The sequence below is a fragment of the Aneurinibacillus tyrosinisolvens genome, from assembly GCF_001015055.1.
Lineage (GTDB): Bacteria > Bacillota > Bacilli > Aneurinibacillales > Aneurinibacillaceae > Aneurinibacillus_A > Aneurinibacillus_A tyrosinisolvens.
In genome coordinates this window covers 23,139-37,555 of sequence record NZ_BBWZ01000024.1, presented here as the reverse complement: position 1 = coordinate 37,555, position 14,417 = coordinate 23,139, and the positions used below count along the sequence as shown (strand labels likewise).

18 protein-coding genes are annotated in these 14,417 nt (G+C 36.9%); 14 read left to right on the top strand and 4 right to left on the bottom strand.

Annotated features, from left to right (window positions below):
* Nucleotides 1-14 precede the first annotated feature (14 nt).
* Nucleotides 15-869: a hypothetical protein gene (locus MBEAL2_RS18455; RefSeq protein WP_047153749.1), complete on the bottom strand. Its 855-nt coding sequence runs from the start codon at nucleotides 867-869 to the stop codon at nucleotides 15-17.
* Between the two features lie 124 nt (nucleotides 870-993).
* On the opposite strand from MBEAL2_RS18455, the gene MBEAL2_RS18450 reads away from it, so the two are divergent.
* Entirely contained in the window at nucleotides 994-1,224 is a 231-nt protein-coding gene (locus tag MBEAL2_RS18450) for a hypothetical protein (protein WP_047153748.1), read from the top strand.
* Between the two features lie 130 nt (nucleotides 1,225-1,354).
* Nucleotides 1,355-2,299: a coiled-coil domain-containing protein gene (locus tag MBEAL2_RS18445; RefSeq protein WP_047153747.1), complete on the top strand. Its 945-nt coding sequence runs from the start codon at nucleotides 1,355-1,357 to the stop codon at nucleotides 2,297-2,299.
* 73 nt (nucleotides 2,300-2,372) lie between these two features.
* On the opposite strand, the gene MBEAL2_RS18440 is transcribed toward MBEAL2_RS18445, so the two are convergent.
* Nucleotides 2,373-2,660: a hypothetical protein gene (locus MBEAL2_RS18440; protein WP_047153746.1), complete on the bottom strand. Its 288-nt coding sequence runs from the start codon at nucleotides 2,658-2,660 to the stop codon at nucleotides 2,373-2,375.
* A 171-nt stretch (nucleotides 2,661-2,831) separates the two neighbouring features.
* Here MBEAL2_RS18440 and MBEAL2_RS18435 point away from each other — a divergent pair, with 171 nt between their 5' ends.
* From MBEAL2_RS18435 to MBEAL2_RS18415, 5 genes are all read left to right on the top strand, one after another.
* Complete coding sequence (locus tag MBEAL2_RS18435; RefSeq protein ID WP_047153745.1) at nucleotides 2,832-3,092, top strand: helix-turn-helix domain-containing protein; 261 nt, start codon at nucleotides 2,832-2,834, stop codon at nucleotides 3,090-3,092.
* 34 nt (nucleotides 3,093-3,126) lie between these two features.
* Nucleotides 3,127-3,492: a hypothetical protein gene (locus MBEAL2_RS18430; protein ID WP_047153744.1), complete on the top strand. Its 366-nt coding sequence runs from the start codon at nucleotides 3,127-3,129 to the stop codon at nucleotides 3,490-3,492.
* A gap of 16 nt (nucleotides 3,493-3,508) precedes the next feature.
* The gene (locus MBEAL2_RS18425; protein WP_047153743.1) at nucleotides 3,509-3,835 is read left to right on the top strand and encodes a hypothetical protein; all 327 of its coding nucleotides are present in this window, start codon (nucleotides 3,509-3,511) and stop codon (nucleotides 3,833-3,835) included.
* 18 nt (nucleotides 3,836-3,853) lie between these two features.
* A complete protein-coding gene (locus MBEAL2_RS18420; protein WP_047153742.1) occupies nucleotides 3,854-4,195 on the top strand; it encodes a hypothetical protein in 342 nt (113 codons plus the stop codon).
* Nucleotides 4,196-4,298: 103 nt separating this feature from the next.
* Nucleotides 4,299-6,380 (top strand): hypothetical protein, encoded by a 2,082-nt coding sequence (locus MBEAL2_RS18415; protein WP_047153741.1) that lies wholly within the window; start codon nucleotides 4,299-4,301, stop codon nucleotides 6,378-6,380.
* Nucleotides 6,381-6,436: 56 nt separating this feature from the next.
* Here the strand turns inward: MBEAL2_RS18415 and MBEAL2_RS18410 are convergent, their stop codons facing one another.
* Nucleotides 6,437-6,742, bottom strand: a complete 306-nt coding sequence (locus MBEAL2_RS18410) for a hypothetical protein (protein WP_047153740.1) — start codon at nucleotides 6,740-6,742, stop codon at nucleotides 6,437-6,439.
* Nucleotides 6,742-7,227, bottom strand: a complete 486-nt coding sequence (locus MBEAL2_RS18405) for a hypothetical protein (protein ID WP_047153739.1) — start codon at nucleotides 7,225-7,227, stop codon at nucleotides 6,742-6,744. The genes MBEAL2_RS18410 and MBEAL2_RS18405 overlap by 1 nt, the downstream gene beginning before the upstream one ends.
* Nucleotides 7,228-7,289: 62 nt before the next feature.
* Between MBEAL2_RS18405 and MBEAL2_RS18400 the strand changes: the two genes are divergently transcribed.
* The 7 genes from MBEAL2_RS18400 to dnmA all read left to right on the top strand — a co-directional run bounded on the left by MBEAL2_RS18400 (nucleotide 7,290) and on the right by dnmA (nucleotide 14,414).
* Complete coding sequence (locus MBEAL2_RS18400) at nucleotides 7,290-8,480, top strand: hypothetical protein (RefSeq protein ID WP_047153738.1); 1,191 nt, start codon at nucleotides 7,290-7,292, stop codon at nucleotides 8,478-8,480.
* A complete protein-coding gene (locus MBEAL2_RS34020; RefSeq protein ID WP_082130019.1) occupies nucleotides 8,474-8,761 on the top strand; it encodes a zinc ribbon domain-containing protein in 288 nt (95 codons plus the stop codon). The genes MBEAL2_RS18400 and MBEAL2_RS34020 overlap by 7 nt, the downstream gene beginning before the upstream one ends.
* A 42-nt stretch (nucleotides 8,762-8,803) precedes the next feature.
* A complete protein-coding gene (locus MBEAL2_RS18395; protein WP_047153737.1) occupies nucleotides 8,804-9,256 on the top strand; it encodes a hypothetical protein in 453 nt (150 codons plus the stop codon).
* A 205-nt stretch (nucleotides 9,257-9,461) separates the two neighbouring features.
* Entirely contained in the window at nucleotides 9,462-10,028 is a 567-nt protein-coding gene (locus MBEAL2_RS18390; protein ID WP_047153736.1) for a hypothetical protein, read from the top strand.
* Nucleotides 10,021-10,563, top strand: a complete 543-nt coding sequence (locus MBEAL2_RS18385) for a hypothetical protein (RefSeq protein ID WP_047153735.1) — start codon at nucleotides 10,021-10,023, stop codon at nucleotides 10,561-10,563. The genes MBEAL2_RS18390 and MBEAL2_RS18385 overlap by 8 nt, the downstream gene beginning before the upstream one ends.
* A 171-nt stretch (nucleotides 10,564-10,734) precedes the next feature.
* Nucleotides 10,735-11,184 (top strand): hypothetical protein, encoded by a 450-nt coding sequence (locus MBEAL2_RS18380; protein ID WP_047153734.1) that lies wholly within the window; start codon nucleotides 10,735-10,737, stop codon nucleotides 11,182-11,184.
* A 590-nt stretch (nucleotides 11,185-11,774) separates the two neighbouring features.
* Entirely contained in the window at nucleotides 11,775-14,414 is a 2,640-nt protein-coding gene (dnmA, locus tag MBEAL2_RS18375; protein ID WP_047153733.1) for a DNA methyltransferase DnmA, read from the top strand.
* The last annotated feature ends 3 nt before the right edge of the window (nucleotides 14,415-14,417 follow it).

The window sequence follows — 14,417 nt, the reverse complement described above, 5'->3', positions numbered from 1 at the left end:
ACTCAGAGAGTGGTTTAAGCTAACTTTTTTTGTCTTCGCATGTATTCAATTTTGGCAAGACGTATGACTTTCTTTCGGTCTTCTGATGTTTCATCAAGTTCGGTCATTTTTTTAACGATTTCAATTGGAAATTGAGCGAACTTCATTCCTTCCACTTTTCCGCCTCGGAAGGTATACTCATCGACCTCTTTAAACATCTCTGAGAATATTTCATTCTCGAACGGTACTGGTGTTTTTTCCTCTTCTAAGAAGGGGATTAGGGGTTCCTGTTGTTCTGCTTCTGCGGCTGGTTCTGTTTTTTCCTCTTTTTCGTTTTCTTTTTCCTTTTTTGGCGTTAGCGTAACCAGTGGTCGACCTGAATTAAAAGCTTGTTGCTCAGCGAAGTGAATGTAATCAAGTACTTCTAAGGCTAGTTCTGCTGCTCTGATTTCGTCCACGTAACGTTTTGCTGTCTTTAAGGGTGCGGAGTCTTTTTTGGCCAAGACGTTCCCTTGCTTCCCTTTAAAACCAGGTTTCTCAAGTGCGGTGAAAAGGAATTGACCTTGCTGCGTTGTGGTAACGCTAAGTATTTTAGAAATCAAAGGCGCCTTGTTCGGATTGCCACCATAATCAGTGAATCCATTGGGGAATCTTTGGTTAAAGGCTTCTATTCCCATCTTCATTGCATGAAAGAGTACTTTTGCAACAGATTTTGAAACAAACGAACGGATATAATCTGCCTCTTTGTCTGTGATAGAAATGATTATTTTCCCCTCATAGACTTCTTCTCCCTTTTTTGGAACCCAATACTCGAGCGATGCAGTCACGTCCATTATGCTTTTATCATTCGCATCTTTAAAAATTTTGTGATTGTATTCCAAATCAATCATCCTTCCAAAATTTTCTCTTATTATAATCGAAATAAGGAAAAATAAGGAAAATCATAGAAAAAACAGCCGTTTTGGCTGTTACAAATGATAAAATTTACAAAAAGATATTTGAGGCGGTGACGTTATGAAGGAGTCTTTCAATGAAGAAAAGGCATGGGCAGAAAACCTCAGCAGACAAAAAGCAGTTCTGGATGACCAATCAAGAGAAGTTGATGCTGCTGAAGGGGCTGTTGAAGAGAAGATGATAGAATTGGTAGCAGGTGCCTTAAAAAAAGAGCGCAGTGACGATGAAATCAAAGATTTTTTCAACCTGAATAATGAAGAACTCGAAAAAATGAAGAGAGCAATACGTTAATTAAATATTTCTTTATGTTTTCTGTGTAAACATAAGAAAACTTTGTAAACATTAGATTATACATGTTTACTCTGTTCCTCTTCCTGGCTATACTGAAAGTAATATAAAGTCGGGTAAAGGAGACCTTGCAATGAGCGAAAATATCGAAGAACGAGACACTGGAATTGAAGAAACAGAGAAAAAGAAAACGGAAGCTTTTACCCAGCGCGTAGAATCAGAAACGAAGGGAAAAATCTCAAGTTTACTAAGAGATTTAGGTCTTTCTGGCGTTGAGTTTGGTGATGCTGTGTACGAAATGCTCGTAGCGAGAAAAGCCAGCGGAGATAAAGAAGCAAAAACTTATATGGCAGACCTTGAAACGATCAACATGAACGTAAAACAGATTTACCGTTCTTACGTCTCTATGATTGATAAATTTCAGGTAAGAATGCAGGATGCAAACCTAGATCGAGCTGAACTCCAAGAAAAACTCGATCAAATTGTTGCTGAAAACAGAGAAAATGTACTGAAAAGGCAGGAAGAAATTGATTCGCTGAAATCTTTATTGAAATCATATAAAGAAGAGAATACTGCTCTGCAAAGAGAAAAAGCTACAATTGAAGATTCCGCTCGAAAATCCGATGAGCTCTTGAAATCAAAAGAGCAGCTGCTTGAGCAGGCCAATAATAGAATTCTTGAATTTGTAGCGCGGGAAGACGGGATAAAGGAATATCTCTCTGAAAAAGAATCATTTGTAAGAAAAATAGAACAGCTAGAAAACACAGTAGAATATTTACGAATAGAACACCAACGCTCGCTTGAACGGGCAGAGGAAGAGAAGAATATGGCCATCCGAGAAGCAAAAATTGAAGCTCGCACGCAAGCCCTTGAGGAAGAACAAGAACGCGGGAGAAGGTCTATAAAAGAACTATCAGAAGAGAATCAACAAACACAAGCAGCAATAAGACAGGAAATGAAAGAGTTTTACCAGACGCAGGTAGAAGAGCGTGCTGCGGAGTGGAAAATTGAAAAAACTCGCCTGGAAAAAAAGATCCAGGAATTAGAAAGAAAAAACTTGCCAAAGGATAAAAAATAGATATAAGAAAAAAGTAAACCTTCATAGTCACGGCCGCCCCAATCCTCTCGGGTGGTCTTTTTTTGTTGCTTATTTATTTCTCTAAATCTCGTTCAATCAAGTTTTCCTGACGATTGAATTCATCCATAAATATTGGTTTGACTGCTTCTGGCGGTATCCACATACGTAGCTTTATTTTCTTGATTAGCGAGTATTTCTCTTGTTTGTTTAGTGCCCTGCCTAGTTCATATCTAGCTTGTATATAAGCCGTTGCAGCTGTTTGTAGCGCCCACTCTCGTTGTTTCAGGCTTAAATCTGTCCATTTTTTCTTTGGATTAATCTGACCGCCTTTCCCTTTTCTTTTTGTGTATCTTTTGCTCATACGTTCCCTCCTTTGTTAAATCCGTTTACTTCATACCATCGATAACGAAAATAATGGAAAAATATTTTATAAATTTCCAAAAGGATTTCTTGCTTTTTAATCGAATTCGATTATAATAGAATAGTAGTAATAGAAAAATAAGGTAATCGAAATCGATTAAAGGAGGCGAGCATGAGTAAGAACCAAAAGGGGGAAGCTGTTTTTCTCATCTCACAAGTAATGACGACAAAAGAAGCTTCCAAGCTATGGGGAATCTCGGATAGCCATCTTCGAAATATGCTTAATCGCTTTAAAAAATTTGATAATCAAATCGAAAGAGGCTTGGTTAGAAAATCAGAGAGTACGTGGCTGGTGACGGATATGGCAATGAGAGAAGTCCTTGGTGAACAACCCACAAATTCTGGCAAAAAATACATAAATAAAGATAAATAAGTACAAGGTAAATAACTTAGGAGGTGTTTTTTAAATGACAAATGAAGAAATGAAGCGAAAAGAACTAGCAGAAATGGAAATGAAAAGAAAGAGAAATGCAATCGCATTCCAAGAATCGGTTGTAGGTGCTATACCTGACTATTTAGACAGAATGACCTTAGAGGAAGAGGCAGCACAAGATGCTCTAGTCAAAGTCGAAACACTCAAACTCGAGTATATGAAGCAAGAACTTGATGGATTCGATAGCAAAGAAGAAGAAGAAGTATTTAAAGCGAAAATCAATCTTGCGCGAAAAGAATTTGAACTAGCTGAAGCACGTTTGCAAAAAGTACGTGCAGCTGAAAAAGAGAAGAAAAAAAATCAAGGTAAAGTCATTTACAATGATGTAGATTTTTATTAAAAAAGGGGGAGTTAAAATGATAGGAATAATTAAAAGTAAGAAAGATGCAGAGAAGTATATTGATTACATGTTAGAGAAAAGTGGATCAGGATTTGAAGCGGAATATTACACAAGATTCGACCAATATACGTATCAAGGCGGCGGAAAAATACTCAAAGGTCGATATGTTTTCTGGGAAGAAAAAGATGAAGATGGCGAAATCAACTACTCAGTGTCGCTTCAAGATCCAACAGAAAGAAGTGCATCGCCGCGCATTCTTTCAAGAGAAGAACTGGTAGAAAAAATATATGAACATCGAGAATATACGAACTATTATATTAAGCATGTCATGCCGCAATTTTAAATAAAGGAGGTGTAACAATTGGGTGCTTACAGAGAAGGAGAAACCGTTCGGGAATACCTGGCGCGTGAATTTGAAGGTGCGTCTCTCGAGGAAAAATTATATGCTGATGTTATTATGTCAGTACTTGCTGCCATCGAAGTGAGATTGGGTATCACAATGGACGATATTACGTATGAAAGTCGATTGGAAGATTTGACTCAAAAAAATCTCCTCGGTGCCATGGCGCTCTTACGAGATATTCATGAGATGTATGAGATTCAAGTTACGTACCCACAATACAGCGAATACCATATGTTCCCAACCGTAAAAGACGTAATTGATTATATTGCGATTGAAGTCGCTGATGCAAAAGGCCTTTAATTCTAAGGAATTGAAGGTTTTTTTGTGTCTAAAAATCGTTTGACAAAATAGCGAAAAGCCTTATGATATCAAGGATTATGAAAGAAAAGAGAGGGGGGATTATATGAGTTACGCTAAAGAACAACTAGAAAAATACGAAAGTCAGCTAAAGAAGTTTGATGAGCAAATTTCTTCTGCAGAATCAGAGATGGAAAGAGCCCATTTAGAAAGCGAAAAAGAAACGTTAGTCACGCAGAATGAAGCGGATGTGTGGGAATACAACGATATCATTTCATTACAAAATAAAACAAAAGAACAAATGGAGAAAATAAATGGAGAATTGGACGTTCTAAGAGACAAGAGAGCTCAACTAGATGAAAGGTTGGCCTCTCCTGATATAACCGAAAACGAGAGAAAAAAATATCAGTTGTATCAAACGTTCAATGATGAACAAACTGAACTTGCCCAGGCTAAGTTAGCTGCTTTTGAAATCAAAGTGTCCTACGCAGAAATGCGTGAACATAAAAAACAGCAGGAAGACGAAAATAAGATGTTGTGGGAAAAGGTATCCTCAATGGAATATGGAACTGCCGAATGGCGCGAAACAAGAGCCTTATTGGATACGAAAGAAGAGGATTTAAATGCAATAAAAATCACTTTCAACGAGAAAGTAGCTCAGTTCCGAGAAATGAGCGTTGGAGTTAATGAAAAACAATATGAATTAGCTCAAACTCGAATTCAGCGATTGGAAGATGCAAAGCATCAGTTTAAACCTGAAGAGTTAGAACAGGCAGAGGTTAGAATCAAAGAATTCCAGGTTGATGCAGAACAGGCACTACAACATAAACAGATGAATGAAAAATCAGCTGCCCATTATCGTGATGTAGCTTTCAACCTCGCGATGGGAAATCAAGCTACAACAAATAAAACGATAAATATGAAAAATACAGTTGAAGAAGAAGCTTCTAAAGAAGAAACTGCATCAAATGAAACTGTAAAAGTAACTGAAGAACCTTCTGTCATTGAAAATACTGAACCTGCTGCTGAGGGAGAGATAAAAGAACAACCTTCTGTTGAAACAATAGAAGAACAGGAAAAAGAGGATTCTTTTGCTGTTGCCTACATGAAAGAGCAGAAACAGCGCACAGAAGAGCTTCTCCAACAAACAGGAGATGAAAAAACAAAAGAATATCTCATCTGGAACAGCAAAAGGTTATCGCATGAAATGGAAGGTAAACATTTCGATGAGCCATGCCCTGATGTCGCTATGCATACAATGACGCTCTATCAAGAACTTGCTGACCATGAGCAAATATTAAACGGAGAGGTATCTGCAGCAGAAAGGCAGGGTCGTGAAACACTTATTCAAATTCGCAATAAACAGTTTGATGAGATTGACGTTCTGCAAATTGCTGAAAGTAAAAAAATGCAGGCAAAAGAAAAGAAACAACAACTTTTCGAATCATCGAAGCCTCAGGTTGAGAAATTTGAGATGAAAGAGAACTCAAAGGAACATCTTGTAGAGAAACAGACCAAACGTCAAAAATTTGGAGAACGAGCCGTAACATTCGCAAGAGCGGTTGGTCGGGTTACTGAAGCGGCAGCCGATTACACAGTAGGAAAAACGGCTAATCTTGCTGGAAAAGTCGGTGGATTGGCTACAGGTTTAGGTGCTGGATATGTGGTTGGTGGAGCGATTGTGGCCGCTGCAGGTGCGCCTGGTTTAGCCACCCTTGCTGTTGCAGGAATCGCCGCCTACGGGGCAGGAAAATTAGCTTCAAATCTTGGGAATAAATTATCTCATGGTATTGTGCAAACAACGGGAAATGTAGCCATAGCTGCAGTAAAAGCTTCTGTAGCATCCATCGGAGCTCTGAAAGAGGTTAAACAGTCTAGAAAAAAAGCAATCGCCGAACGTGAAAAGGCATTTAAAGCAAAAGCGATCGCTGAATTCCAGGCGTTGAAAAAAGTAGTAAATAGCGTAGATATCGAGAAGGATGGATACGAAGCAGCATATCATGTTGCTAAACATGGAGTCGACTTCATGGAAAAAGCGAAAAATAGCCCTGAGTGCAAGCCTCCAAAACGTCTGGCCGCTGCAGCTGAGTCCTTAGCTGCATGTACAGCACGTTGGAAAAAAGTTTTTGTAGAGAAAGTAACCCACAAAACAAAAACCGTTCAAAAGGACACGGCTTTCTCAAGATAAGCGTACCGATAATAGGTGCGCTTTTTCTGTTTTTGGTGAAAGCTATTCATTCTCGTCTACTTCTGTTCATCTTCATCATCATCAAATCCATAAATACTCCAATCTCCCCAATATTTAACGAGAATTTCTTCTTTAGATGCATCATTCATAACCTTTTTTGTTAAATTCCCTAGTTCTTCGCCGTAGGCGTGCCAGAAGGTGTATATATCATCATCATTACGAATAGTGAATTCAACAGAAAAGCTATTTTCCATGAGATCGACACTTGCTGAATCTAAGATACTTATTTCAGACTCCTTAATTCCAGTTCTTTTTTCTAATTCGATAAGGACGAATCGACTAAATTCATCAAGATTTTCCATTAATCATTCACCTCACTTTTCATACGTAGCGATTCAACTTCTTCTAAGGTTAAACTGGTAATACGAACGATTTTTTCGTTGTTGTCACCATCGGCAATCATACTTAATACCACTCGGGTTAATGTTTTTTTTATGGTTTGTTCTACCTGTAAATTTTGGAGCTCTTGTAAGGTTAAATCGGTAACATCATTGACTGTTTCATCACCATAACCTTTTGAAATCATCCTCGATGCAACTTCTTTCCGCAACTCTTTTTCTACTTCTTCTAAAGCTTCTTGTACCGCTATCTTCCTCCGTTCCTCCCATTCAGCCTCTTGAGCAGCTTCATCGAATTCAGTTTTTTCCATCGACAAACGTAATCCCCAATCTTTCACTTCATCTTCCTCAAGTTGCTTATTTTGATCCGACATGAATTCAGCCCCTTCCGAACAAGGTTTTTTCCTTATTTTTCCCATTTTATCAAGAGCGTGAACCATTGGAAACAAAAAGGAATAGCTCCTTCCATTTTCAAAGAAACCGAGTATAGTGCAGAAAAAGGAGGGGAGATATGCAAACAATTGTTTTTCAAAGTGAGCCGTTAAAATTCAATACAATTCAAGTGTTTCATGATATTTTGAGCGAATATCGTTCTTTTATTACGCAAGGATTTCAGTATTTTAGTCAATCTGGTAGTGCAATCCGTATTTTTCGTAAGCGATTCGATCGTCCGTTTTATCAAAATCGAAATTTATTTCAAAGTGAGGAGATGGGACCCTATCGTGAGCTTGCAGAAGAGTCATCATGGAACTTTGCAAGAAGTTTTCTACTACAAAGTGTCGAGGAGTTAAAAAGCGAATACGGAGCAAAAAGGCCTGTTTGGTATCCGTATCTTGAACACGTATCGCTACTTATTTTTTGTTTTGATAGTCGTCCAGAAGCAGAGGAGAAAGAGATACGCGAACTTCAAAGAATGGAGGATTTTTATGGCTACGAAGGGATAAGTAAGATTTTGTATGCTACAACAAAAGATAGAGAAAATTGGAGAAAAGAAGTACATACCTTAATTCATCAACGTTCGAATTTTTTATTTGAAGAGGCTTTTGAGGAAATTAATTCTATCCCCGTGACAGAGGATACCTGTCAATTTTTTATCGAAGAAAAAACGGTCCAATTCCTATCAAGGAACGGACTGGAAAGCTTCCAATTGCAAATAGATTCTATAGATGAAGAAAAGATAAAGAACCGCGTTAAAGCAAGTATTTCGCTTACGGGGGCCCGTTTTTCTATACGAGTAGATTACGACGATCCGTCAATTCAACCGCAAACAAAGAGCATTTCTGTCCTCGGTGTAGATGCTGGGATGACAGAGATCGCCTACACATCAGAAGGGAAGGTATACGGCCGTCCGTTCGATCAAAAAGAAGCATTTGAGAGACTTGTAGAACCTGTTCAAAAAATATATGAAAAAATAGGAATGAAAATAGAGCAGTATGAGCAGCTGCTTGCAATAGAAGATGAAAAGGAAAATAGAGAACTAATAGAAGAAATTAAAAATGAATACGAAAGAGAATTAAAAGAAGGCATTTTGCTTAAGGAAAAATTGGTTGAACTGGACAAGGAGCGGGACGCCCATTATCTGGCGATCGCAAATTGCATAAAAGAAGATGCCAAAGGATATCATGCGGTAGCGATTGAACGTTTTGCTGACACCGACCATGAAGTTTCCGCCTTTTTGCGGATTTTGAGGAAGGTATTCTAGATGCTTCTATTTTTCTTTGCGAAGTTGATGCGGAATTCACAAGCACACTTTGCCCTGCCTGTAACCGTATTGAGGCGGAGAATCGTGAATATAAAGAATTCCACTGCACGTCCTGCGGCCACCAAGGGGAAGCGGATCATATCGCTGCGATTAACATTGCAAATCGTGCAGTAGATGAAGAAATTCGTGAGATTTGTAATAAATTACCTTTAGAAGAAAGAAAGCAAGCGATTTACTCGGTATATCATCGTAGGCATCTTGAATACACGAATGAGCTATAAAGCTATTGGTTATAAAGAAAAGTAAAAAGAAAGGGTGACGTTATGAGAGAATTAAAGTTTCACAAGCTTAAAAACGGAGAAAGAATTGCACTATTAGGCTCAACTGAGTTTGGTGTAGTTACGAAAGAAAAAAATGAATCTGCCTTTACCTTAGTCATCGAAGTACGAACTGTTATAACAGAGCCAACTACAGAAACAGAGGGCTTTTTCGAGCAAACACTTTATCATTTCAAAATTTTTATCATCAAAGAGGAAAAAGAAATCTATATTGAAGATTCATTCCTGAATGTCGTAAACATAGAAAAGTTAACGACAGAAGAAAAATATAAAGGCATTATCAAAGAAATATTACAAGATGCAGCGTTTATAAAAATGTTGAAAGAAGGGTATTTTTTAAGAGAAATTGATATTGAAGCCGCAGCCTGGCTTGTTGATTTTATCGAAAATGGATGTGAATTCCAAATTAAAGATCGGATTTCAAAGTTGTTCAATTAAACGTACCAATCACGGTGCGTTTTTTTTTTGTAAATCATATATTGCAATCCTATTGCAGGTCTATTTTTTGTCTAAAAACATAAGTGACCATTGCGTCATTTTGCTTATACACATAAACCAACAGTGCGTATACTCTCCTTGATTTCCATTCTTGTGGTTAAAAAGGTAAAATGAATAGAGAAATAAGAAGGAAGGGGGTTATACCATGAGCTTAAAGGACTTAGAGGACTTTTTAAACGATGATTCCGAGGGGAAAGATACCTTTAATTACGAAGAAGATAAACAGAAATGGTTACAATCTGTTAAAGGGCTTTATCAAGATATAACGGCGTGGTTAAAACCTCTAACGGAAAAACCTAATTCCAATATAGACATTTCTTTTGAAAAAACAGTCCTTAATGAGGAACATATCGGTGATTACGAAATTGATAAAATGTACATTGATATCAAAGGCCAACGAGTGGTTTTAGAACCAATTGGAACATGGATTATCGGTTCACGAGGACGGATTGATATGGTTGGAACATACGGAAAGGTACTATTCACGTATGTTGATGAACGTCTAACAAAACCAAAAGTAACGGTACGGGTTTTCAGTTCAGCAGCAGAAATGGCATTTGAGCAAGAAATGAAAAAGGAAATAGAGGCAGCAGTAAAGACTCCAGTGGTTTACACGTGGAAAATCATGACACCTGCCCCGAATGTTCAATACATTCCTCTGAATGAAGAAACATTTTCAAAAGCTCTCCTATCGGTGATTACAAATGGCTAATGGTAGTCACCGTTTTTCTGGGGAAAATCAAAATATAGATAATCTTGCTCGATGGTTCGAAGTAAATAGAGCAGCGATAGAACAATACAAACAACAAATTTTAAATGGAATAATAACCCCTGAAGAGTTTTTGGGAATGACACACAGACAAGTGGGTGAATATTTTTCTGATTTGCTCAAAGAACTGGAATTTTCTTTTTGTCTTAATATGATTGCAGCAATAGAAGCTCGTTTCAAAATGGATTATATTGTACGTGCAACAGATAAACTGAAAGACGATTTAAGCCGTGAGTTTCGTGATATTTATAAAGAAAAAAAAGAAAACGTAGGCTTAGAAGAAGTTATCCTTGAAAGCTGGAAGAAACATCATGTGAATCTTAAGAATCACATCAGCTTTTATATTGGAGCATTAAAGTATCGTCATTGGCTAGCGCACGGAAGGTACTGGAACCCTAAATTAGGTCAAAAATATGATTACACCAGCGTTTATTTGATTTGTAGCAACATTTTAAATCAATTATCCTTCTGTATTTAAACACAACCAACGTTTGTCATCATATCGATTTTTAAAAACCAGCATTTGGTTATATTCGGCCGAATGCTGGTTTTCTTTTGGGTTTATCAATGTACGTTTTTAATACTAGGACCCTTCCTGTTTTTGTGAAAATAATAATCAATTGTCGAAGGGTAATGGAGGTGTAGGGAGATGAATGATGCTAAAAAAACATGGCAAGAAATTGAGGCAGGACTAAAAGAAGTGGATCCGCAAAAATACGGTGAATTCCAAAGGCTAAAAAAATTAATGAAGGTAAAGAATGCCGAGGTTTTTATCCCTAACAATCAAAGCGAATATGAATTCAAAGACCCTTACAACGGTAGAGTGAAGCTAATGAGAACAAAACACGTTATCGTTGCTTTTGAAGGATATAAAGAGAAGATTGACTTCGGATGTTATTTTTCTGAAGCAGCTCAATTTTGGGACGTCGACGATACTATACTCGCATCACATACACATAGAGAATGTCATATCTGTCGAAGTGTAGGAGTTCTCGAACCTTCATACGATTGTATTGTTTTGAACACCATTCACCTAAAATACATCTTTGAACAAGTAAAAAAACTTGAGGGACATCGACTTTCGTTTTTGTTCAAATAACGTTGAAATGACAGACCTGCAGCTACAGGTCTGTTTTTTTATCTAAAAACTTACGTGACCATTGCGCTTTTTGTGTGAAATAACATGCAATTTTTCCCTATATGAAAAACTATTTTTTACCCTGGCGAAATTTGTTTAGTTTACATTAGCTACATTTTGACGGCTGGATCCCTTTATTGACTTTTTATAGAATCTTCAGGGTAGACATATTTTAAAAAGAAGTATTTCTTGAATGTAATTTGAAAAAAGCCTGGATCAAACTCTTAATTATCCCACACACTTCACCCAAGCAACCATTAACAAAAATATACATGCCAATGTTATAATAAAAATAACAATTTCACAAAAGATAAAGGTTTGGGTAGTTGTTTTAATTTTACTTGATTCATATTTACAACAAAATGGTGTAAGTAACGAAACAAACGAGGATTACTGAAGCAACGCAACGGTGCGTTATATGTCAAAAAGGGAATTTGACAAGAGGGCTATACAACAAATAGACGCAATCGTAAAGACCGTGGCTAAGGATTCGTTAACAGTTATCGAAAAATTAAGAGAGTTAAGCAAAGTATTGTTGGAGGAAAAATGAAATGGCGATTATTGATTTAGAAGATAAAATTGTTGAATTAGTGAATCGGGAAGATCATTCAGATTTCTTGTACGAATTACTCGATGTTTATGATATTCCACGAGCTACGATTACACGCTTGAAAAACGGGAATCAGAACCTTACGAAACGAGCTGGTGAAGTTCACTTAAAGAATAAGGTGTGGTTTAAGGAAGCTAAGAAAGGAAAGCTTTTTGACAGCTTTGTTGAAGTAGAAAAACAAGTGGCTGAACTGTCAGCCAAACCACGCTACCTGTTGGTTACTAATTTTGATGGAATATTGGCGAAAGACACAAAGACACAGGCAGCGATCGATATTAAGTTTGAGGAACTTCCTCAATATTTCGATTTCTTCCTTGCTTGGAAAGGTGTTGAAAAAGTCGAATTTGAAAAAGAAAACCCTGCCGACATCAAAGCAGCCGAACGTTTTGCACGCCTATATGATGTACTTCGCAAAGAGAACAACATCACTGACAACATTAGAGGGCTAGACCTGTTTCTAATTCGCTTGCTGTTCTGTTTGTTTGCGGAAGATACTAACATTTTCAATCGCAATAGTTTTACAAATTTAATTAAGACGTTGACTGAAGAAGACGGATCAGATTTAAATAAATTGTTTACTGACTTATTTGTTGTGTTGGATAAGGTTGGAAGAGATGATGTTCCGACTTATCTAAAAGAGTTTCCTTATGTAAACGGACAGTTGTTTACTGAACCACACGAAGCATTAGAGTTTTCAACAAAATCGAGAAAACTAATCATCGAGTGCGGTGAATTGCTAAACTGGGCGAAAATTAATCCTGACATTTTTGGTTCAATGATTCAAGCTGTGGCAACGGAAGAAAGTCGGAGTCACTTAGGAATGCATTACACGAGCGTTACGAACATTATGAAGGTAATTAACCCCCTTTTCTTAGATGAGCTTAAACAGAATTATATAGACGCATACGATGACGATAAAAAACTTGAAGCACTTCTCACACGTATCAGCAAAATCAAATTCTTTGACCCTGCTTGTGGTTCAGGAAACTTCTTGATTATCACCTACAAAGAAATGCGTCGTCTTGAAATTAAAATCATTAAGCGACTTCAAGAACTACTTGGAACCTATCTTTATGTACCATCAATTACTCTTTCTCAATTTTATGGGATTGAAATTGATGATTTTGCTCATGACGTTGCTCGTTTATCACTTTGGATTGCGGATCATCAGATGAATGAAGAATTGAATAATGAAGTTCATAACGCAGTACGCCCTACGTTACCCCTTCATACAGCAGGTGATATTCGCTGCGCTAACGCTATTAGGATTGAGTGGACGGATGTTTGTCCCGTACAAAAATCTGAAGAAATTTTTGTGTTTGGTAATCCACCTTATCTTGGGTCCAAAAAACAAAACAAAGAACATAAATCTGATATGCTGTCCATTTTTGGGAATGTAAAAAATGGAAAGATACTAGATTATATTTCAGCTTGGTTTTTCCTTGGTGCTAAATATATCTCCGATACAAATGCAAAGGCTGCTTTTGTATCAACAAATTCGATTACCCAAGGGGAACAGGTTTCCGTTTTATGGAATGAGTTATTCAAGTTTAATATTCAAATCAATTTTGCTTTTAAATCGTTCAAATGGACGAATAATGCCAAAAACAATGCTGGAGTAATTGTTGTGATTGTAGGTTTTGGTCCATTAGATACCAAAGTTAACAAGTATCTATTTGTTGATGAAACGAAAAAGCTAGTTCCAAACATTAGTCCTTATTTAACTGGCGGTGAAAATATTCTTGTTTCTTCTAGGACGAAGCCAATTTCAGATTTGCCAAAACTTCATTTTGGGAACATGCCTAACGATGGCGGAGGATTACTCTTTACTCTTGCAGAATATGCAGACACAATTGATAAGTATCCTGAATTAGTTTCATATTTTAAAAAGTTTATAGGTTCTGTGGAGTTTATTAATGGTGCTTTACGGTATTGTTTATGGCTAAATGAAAAGAAATATGAGGAAATAAAATCTAATCCTTTAATAAAAGAAAGAATTTCAATTTCAAAAAATCACAGGGAAAAATCAACAGATAAAGGAACGAATAAACTTGCATTAACGCCATGGAAGTTTAGAGATACTCATAAAACAAACAATTATTCCATTGTTGTTCCATCTGTTTCTTCTGAAAATAGATTTTATATTCCAATGGGATTAGCTGGTGCAGATATAATTTTATCAAACCTAATTTATGTAATTTATGATGCGGATATTTACCTTTTAGGCATTTTGATGTCACGAATGCATATGACTTGGGTAAAAGCAGTAGCTGGAAGATTAAAAAATGATTACAGGTACTCTGCTGGTTTATGTTATAACACCTTTCCAATTCCTGAATTATCGACAAGAAGAAAGAATGAAATTGAAGAAGCTATTCTTGAAATTCTTGATCTTCGTGAAGAGCTAGGTGGTACATTAGCAGAACTATATAATACTGCAACAATGCCAATGGAATTAAAAGTAGCACATGAAAATTTAGATGGAATTGTAGAACGAGCCTATCGTCAAAAAGTATTCGAAAACGATGAGGAGCGTTTAGAAGTATTGCTTAAAATGTATCAAGAAATGACTGAGCGGTAGGTG

What these genes read in the sequence shown, in the direction of transcription:
- MBEAL2_RS18455 (WP_047153749.1), bottom strand. Translation starts at nt 869, where the DNA reads ATGATTGATTTGGAATACAATCACAAAATTTTTAAAGATGCGAATGAT.
- MBEAL2_RS18450 (WP_047153748.1), top strand. Translation starts at nt 994, where the DNA reads ATGAAGGAGTCTTTCAATGAAGAAAAGGCATGGGCAGAAAACCTCAGC.
- MBEAL2_RS18445 (WP_047153747.1), top strand. Translation starts at nt 1,355, where the DNA reads ATGAGCGAAAATATCGAAGAACGAGACACTGGAATTGAAGAAACAGAG.
- MBEAL2_RS18440 (WP_047153746.1), bottom strand. Translation starts at nt 2,660, where the DNA reads ATGAGCAAAAGATACACAAAAAGAAAAGGGAAAGGCGGTCAGATTAAT.
- MBEAL2_RS18435 (WP_047153745.1), top strand. Translation starts at nt 2,832, where the DNA reads ATGAGTAAGAACCAAAAGGGGGAAGCTGTTTTTCTCATCTCACAAGTA.
- MBEAL2_RS18430 (WP_047153744.1), top strand. Translation starts at nt 3,127, where the DNA reads ATGACAAATGAAGAAATGAAGCGAAAAGAACTAGCAGAAATGGAAATG.
- MBEAL2_RS18425 (WP_047153743.1), top strand. Translation starts at nt 3,509, where the DNA reads ATGATAGGAATAATTAAAAGTAAGAAAGATGCAGAGAAGTATATTGAT.
- MBEAL2_RS18415 (WP_047153741.1), top strand. Translation starts at nt 4,299, where the DNA reads ATGAGTTACGCTAAAGAACAACTAGAAAAATACGAAAGTCAGCTAAAG.
- MBEAL2_RS18410 (WP_047153740.1), bottom strand. Translation starts at nt 6,742, where the DNA reads ATGGAAAATCTTGATGAATTTAGTCGATTCGTCCTTATCGAATTAGAA.
- MBEAL2_RS18400 (WP_047153738.1), top strand. Translation starts at nt 7,290, where the DNA reads ATGCAAACAATTGTTTTTCAAAGTGAGCCGTTAAAATTCAATACAATT.
- MBEAL2_RS18395 (WP_047153737.1), top strand. Translation starts at nt 8,804, where the DNA reads ATGAGAGAATTAAAGTTTCACAAGCTTAAAAACGGAGAAAGAATTGCA.
- MBEAL2_RS18390 (WP_047153736.1), top strand. Translation starts at nt 9,462, where the DNA reads ATGAGCTTAAAGGACTTAGAGGACTTTTTAAACGATGATTCCGAGGGG.
- MBEAL2_RS18385 (WP_047153735.1), top strand. Translation starts at nt 10,021, where the DNA reads ATGGCTAATGGTAGTCACCGTTTTTCTGGGGAAAATCAAAATATAGAT.
- MBEAL2_RS18380 (WP_047153734.1), top strand. Translation starts at nt 10,735, where the DNA reads ATGAATGATGCTAAAAAAACATGGCAAGAAATTGAGGCAGGACTAAAA.
- dnmA (WP_047153733.1), top strand. Translation starts at nt 11,775, where the DNA reads ATGGCGATTATTGATTTAGAAGATAAAATTGTTGAATTAGTGAATCGG.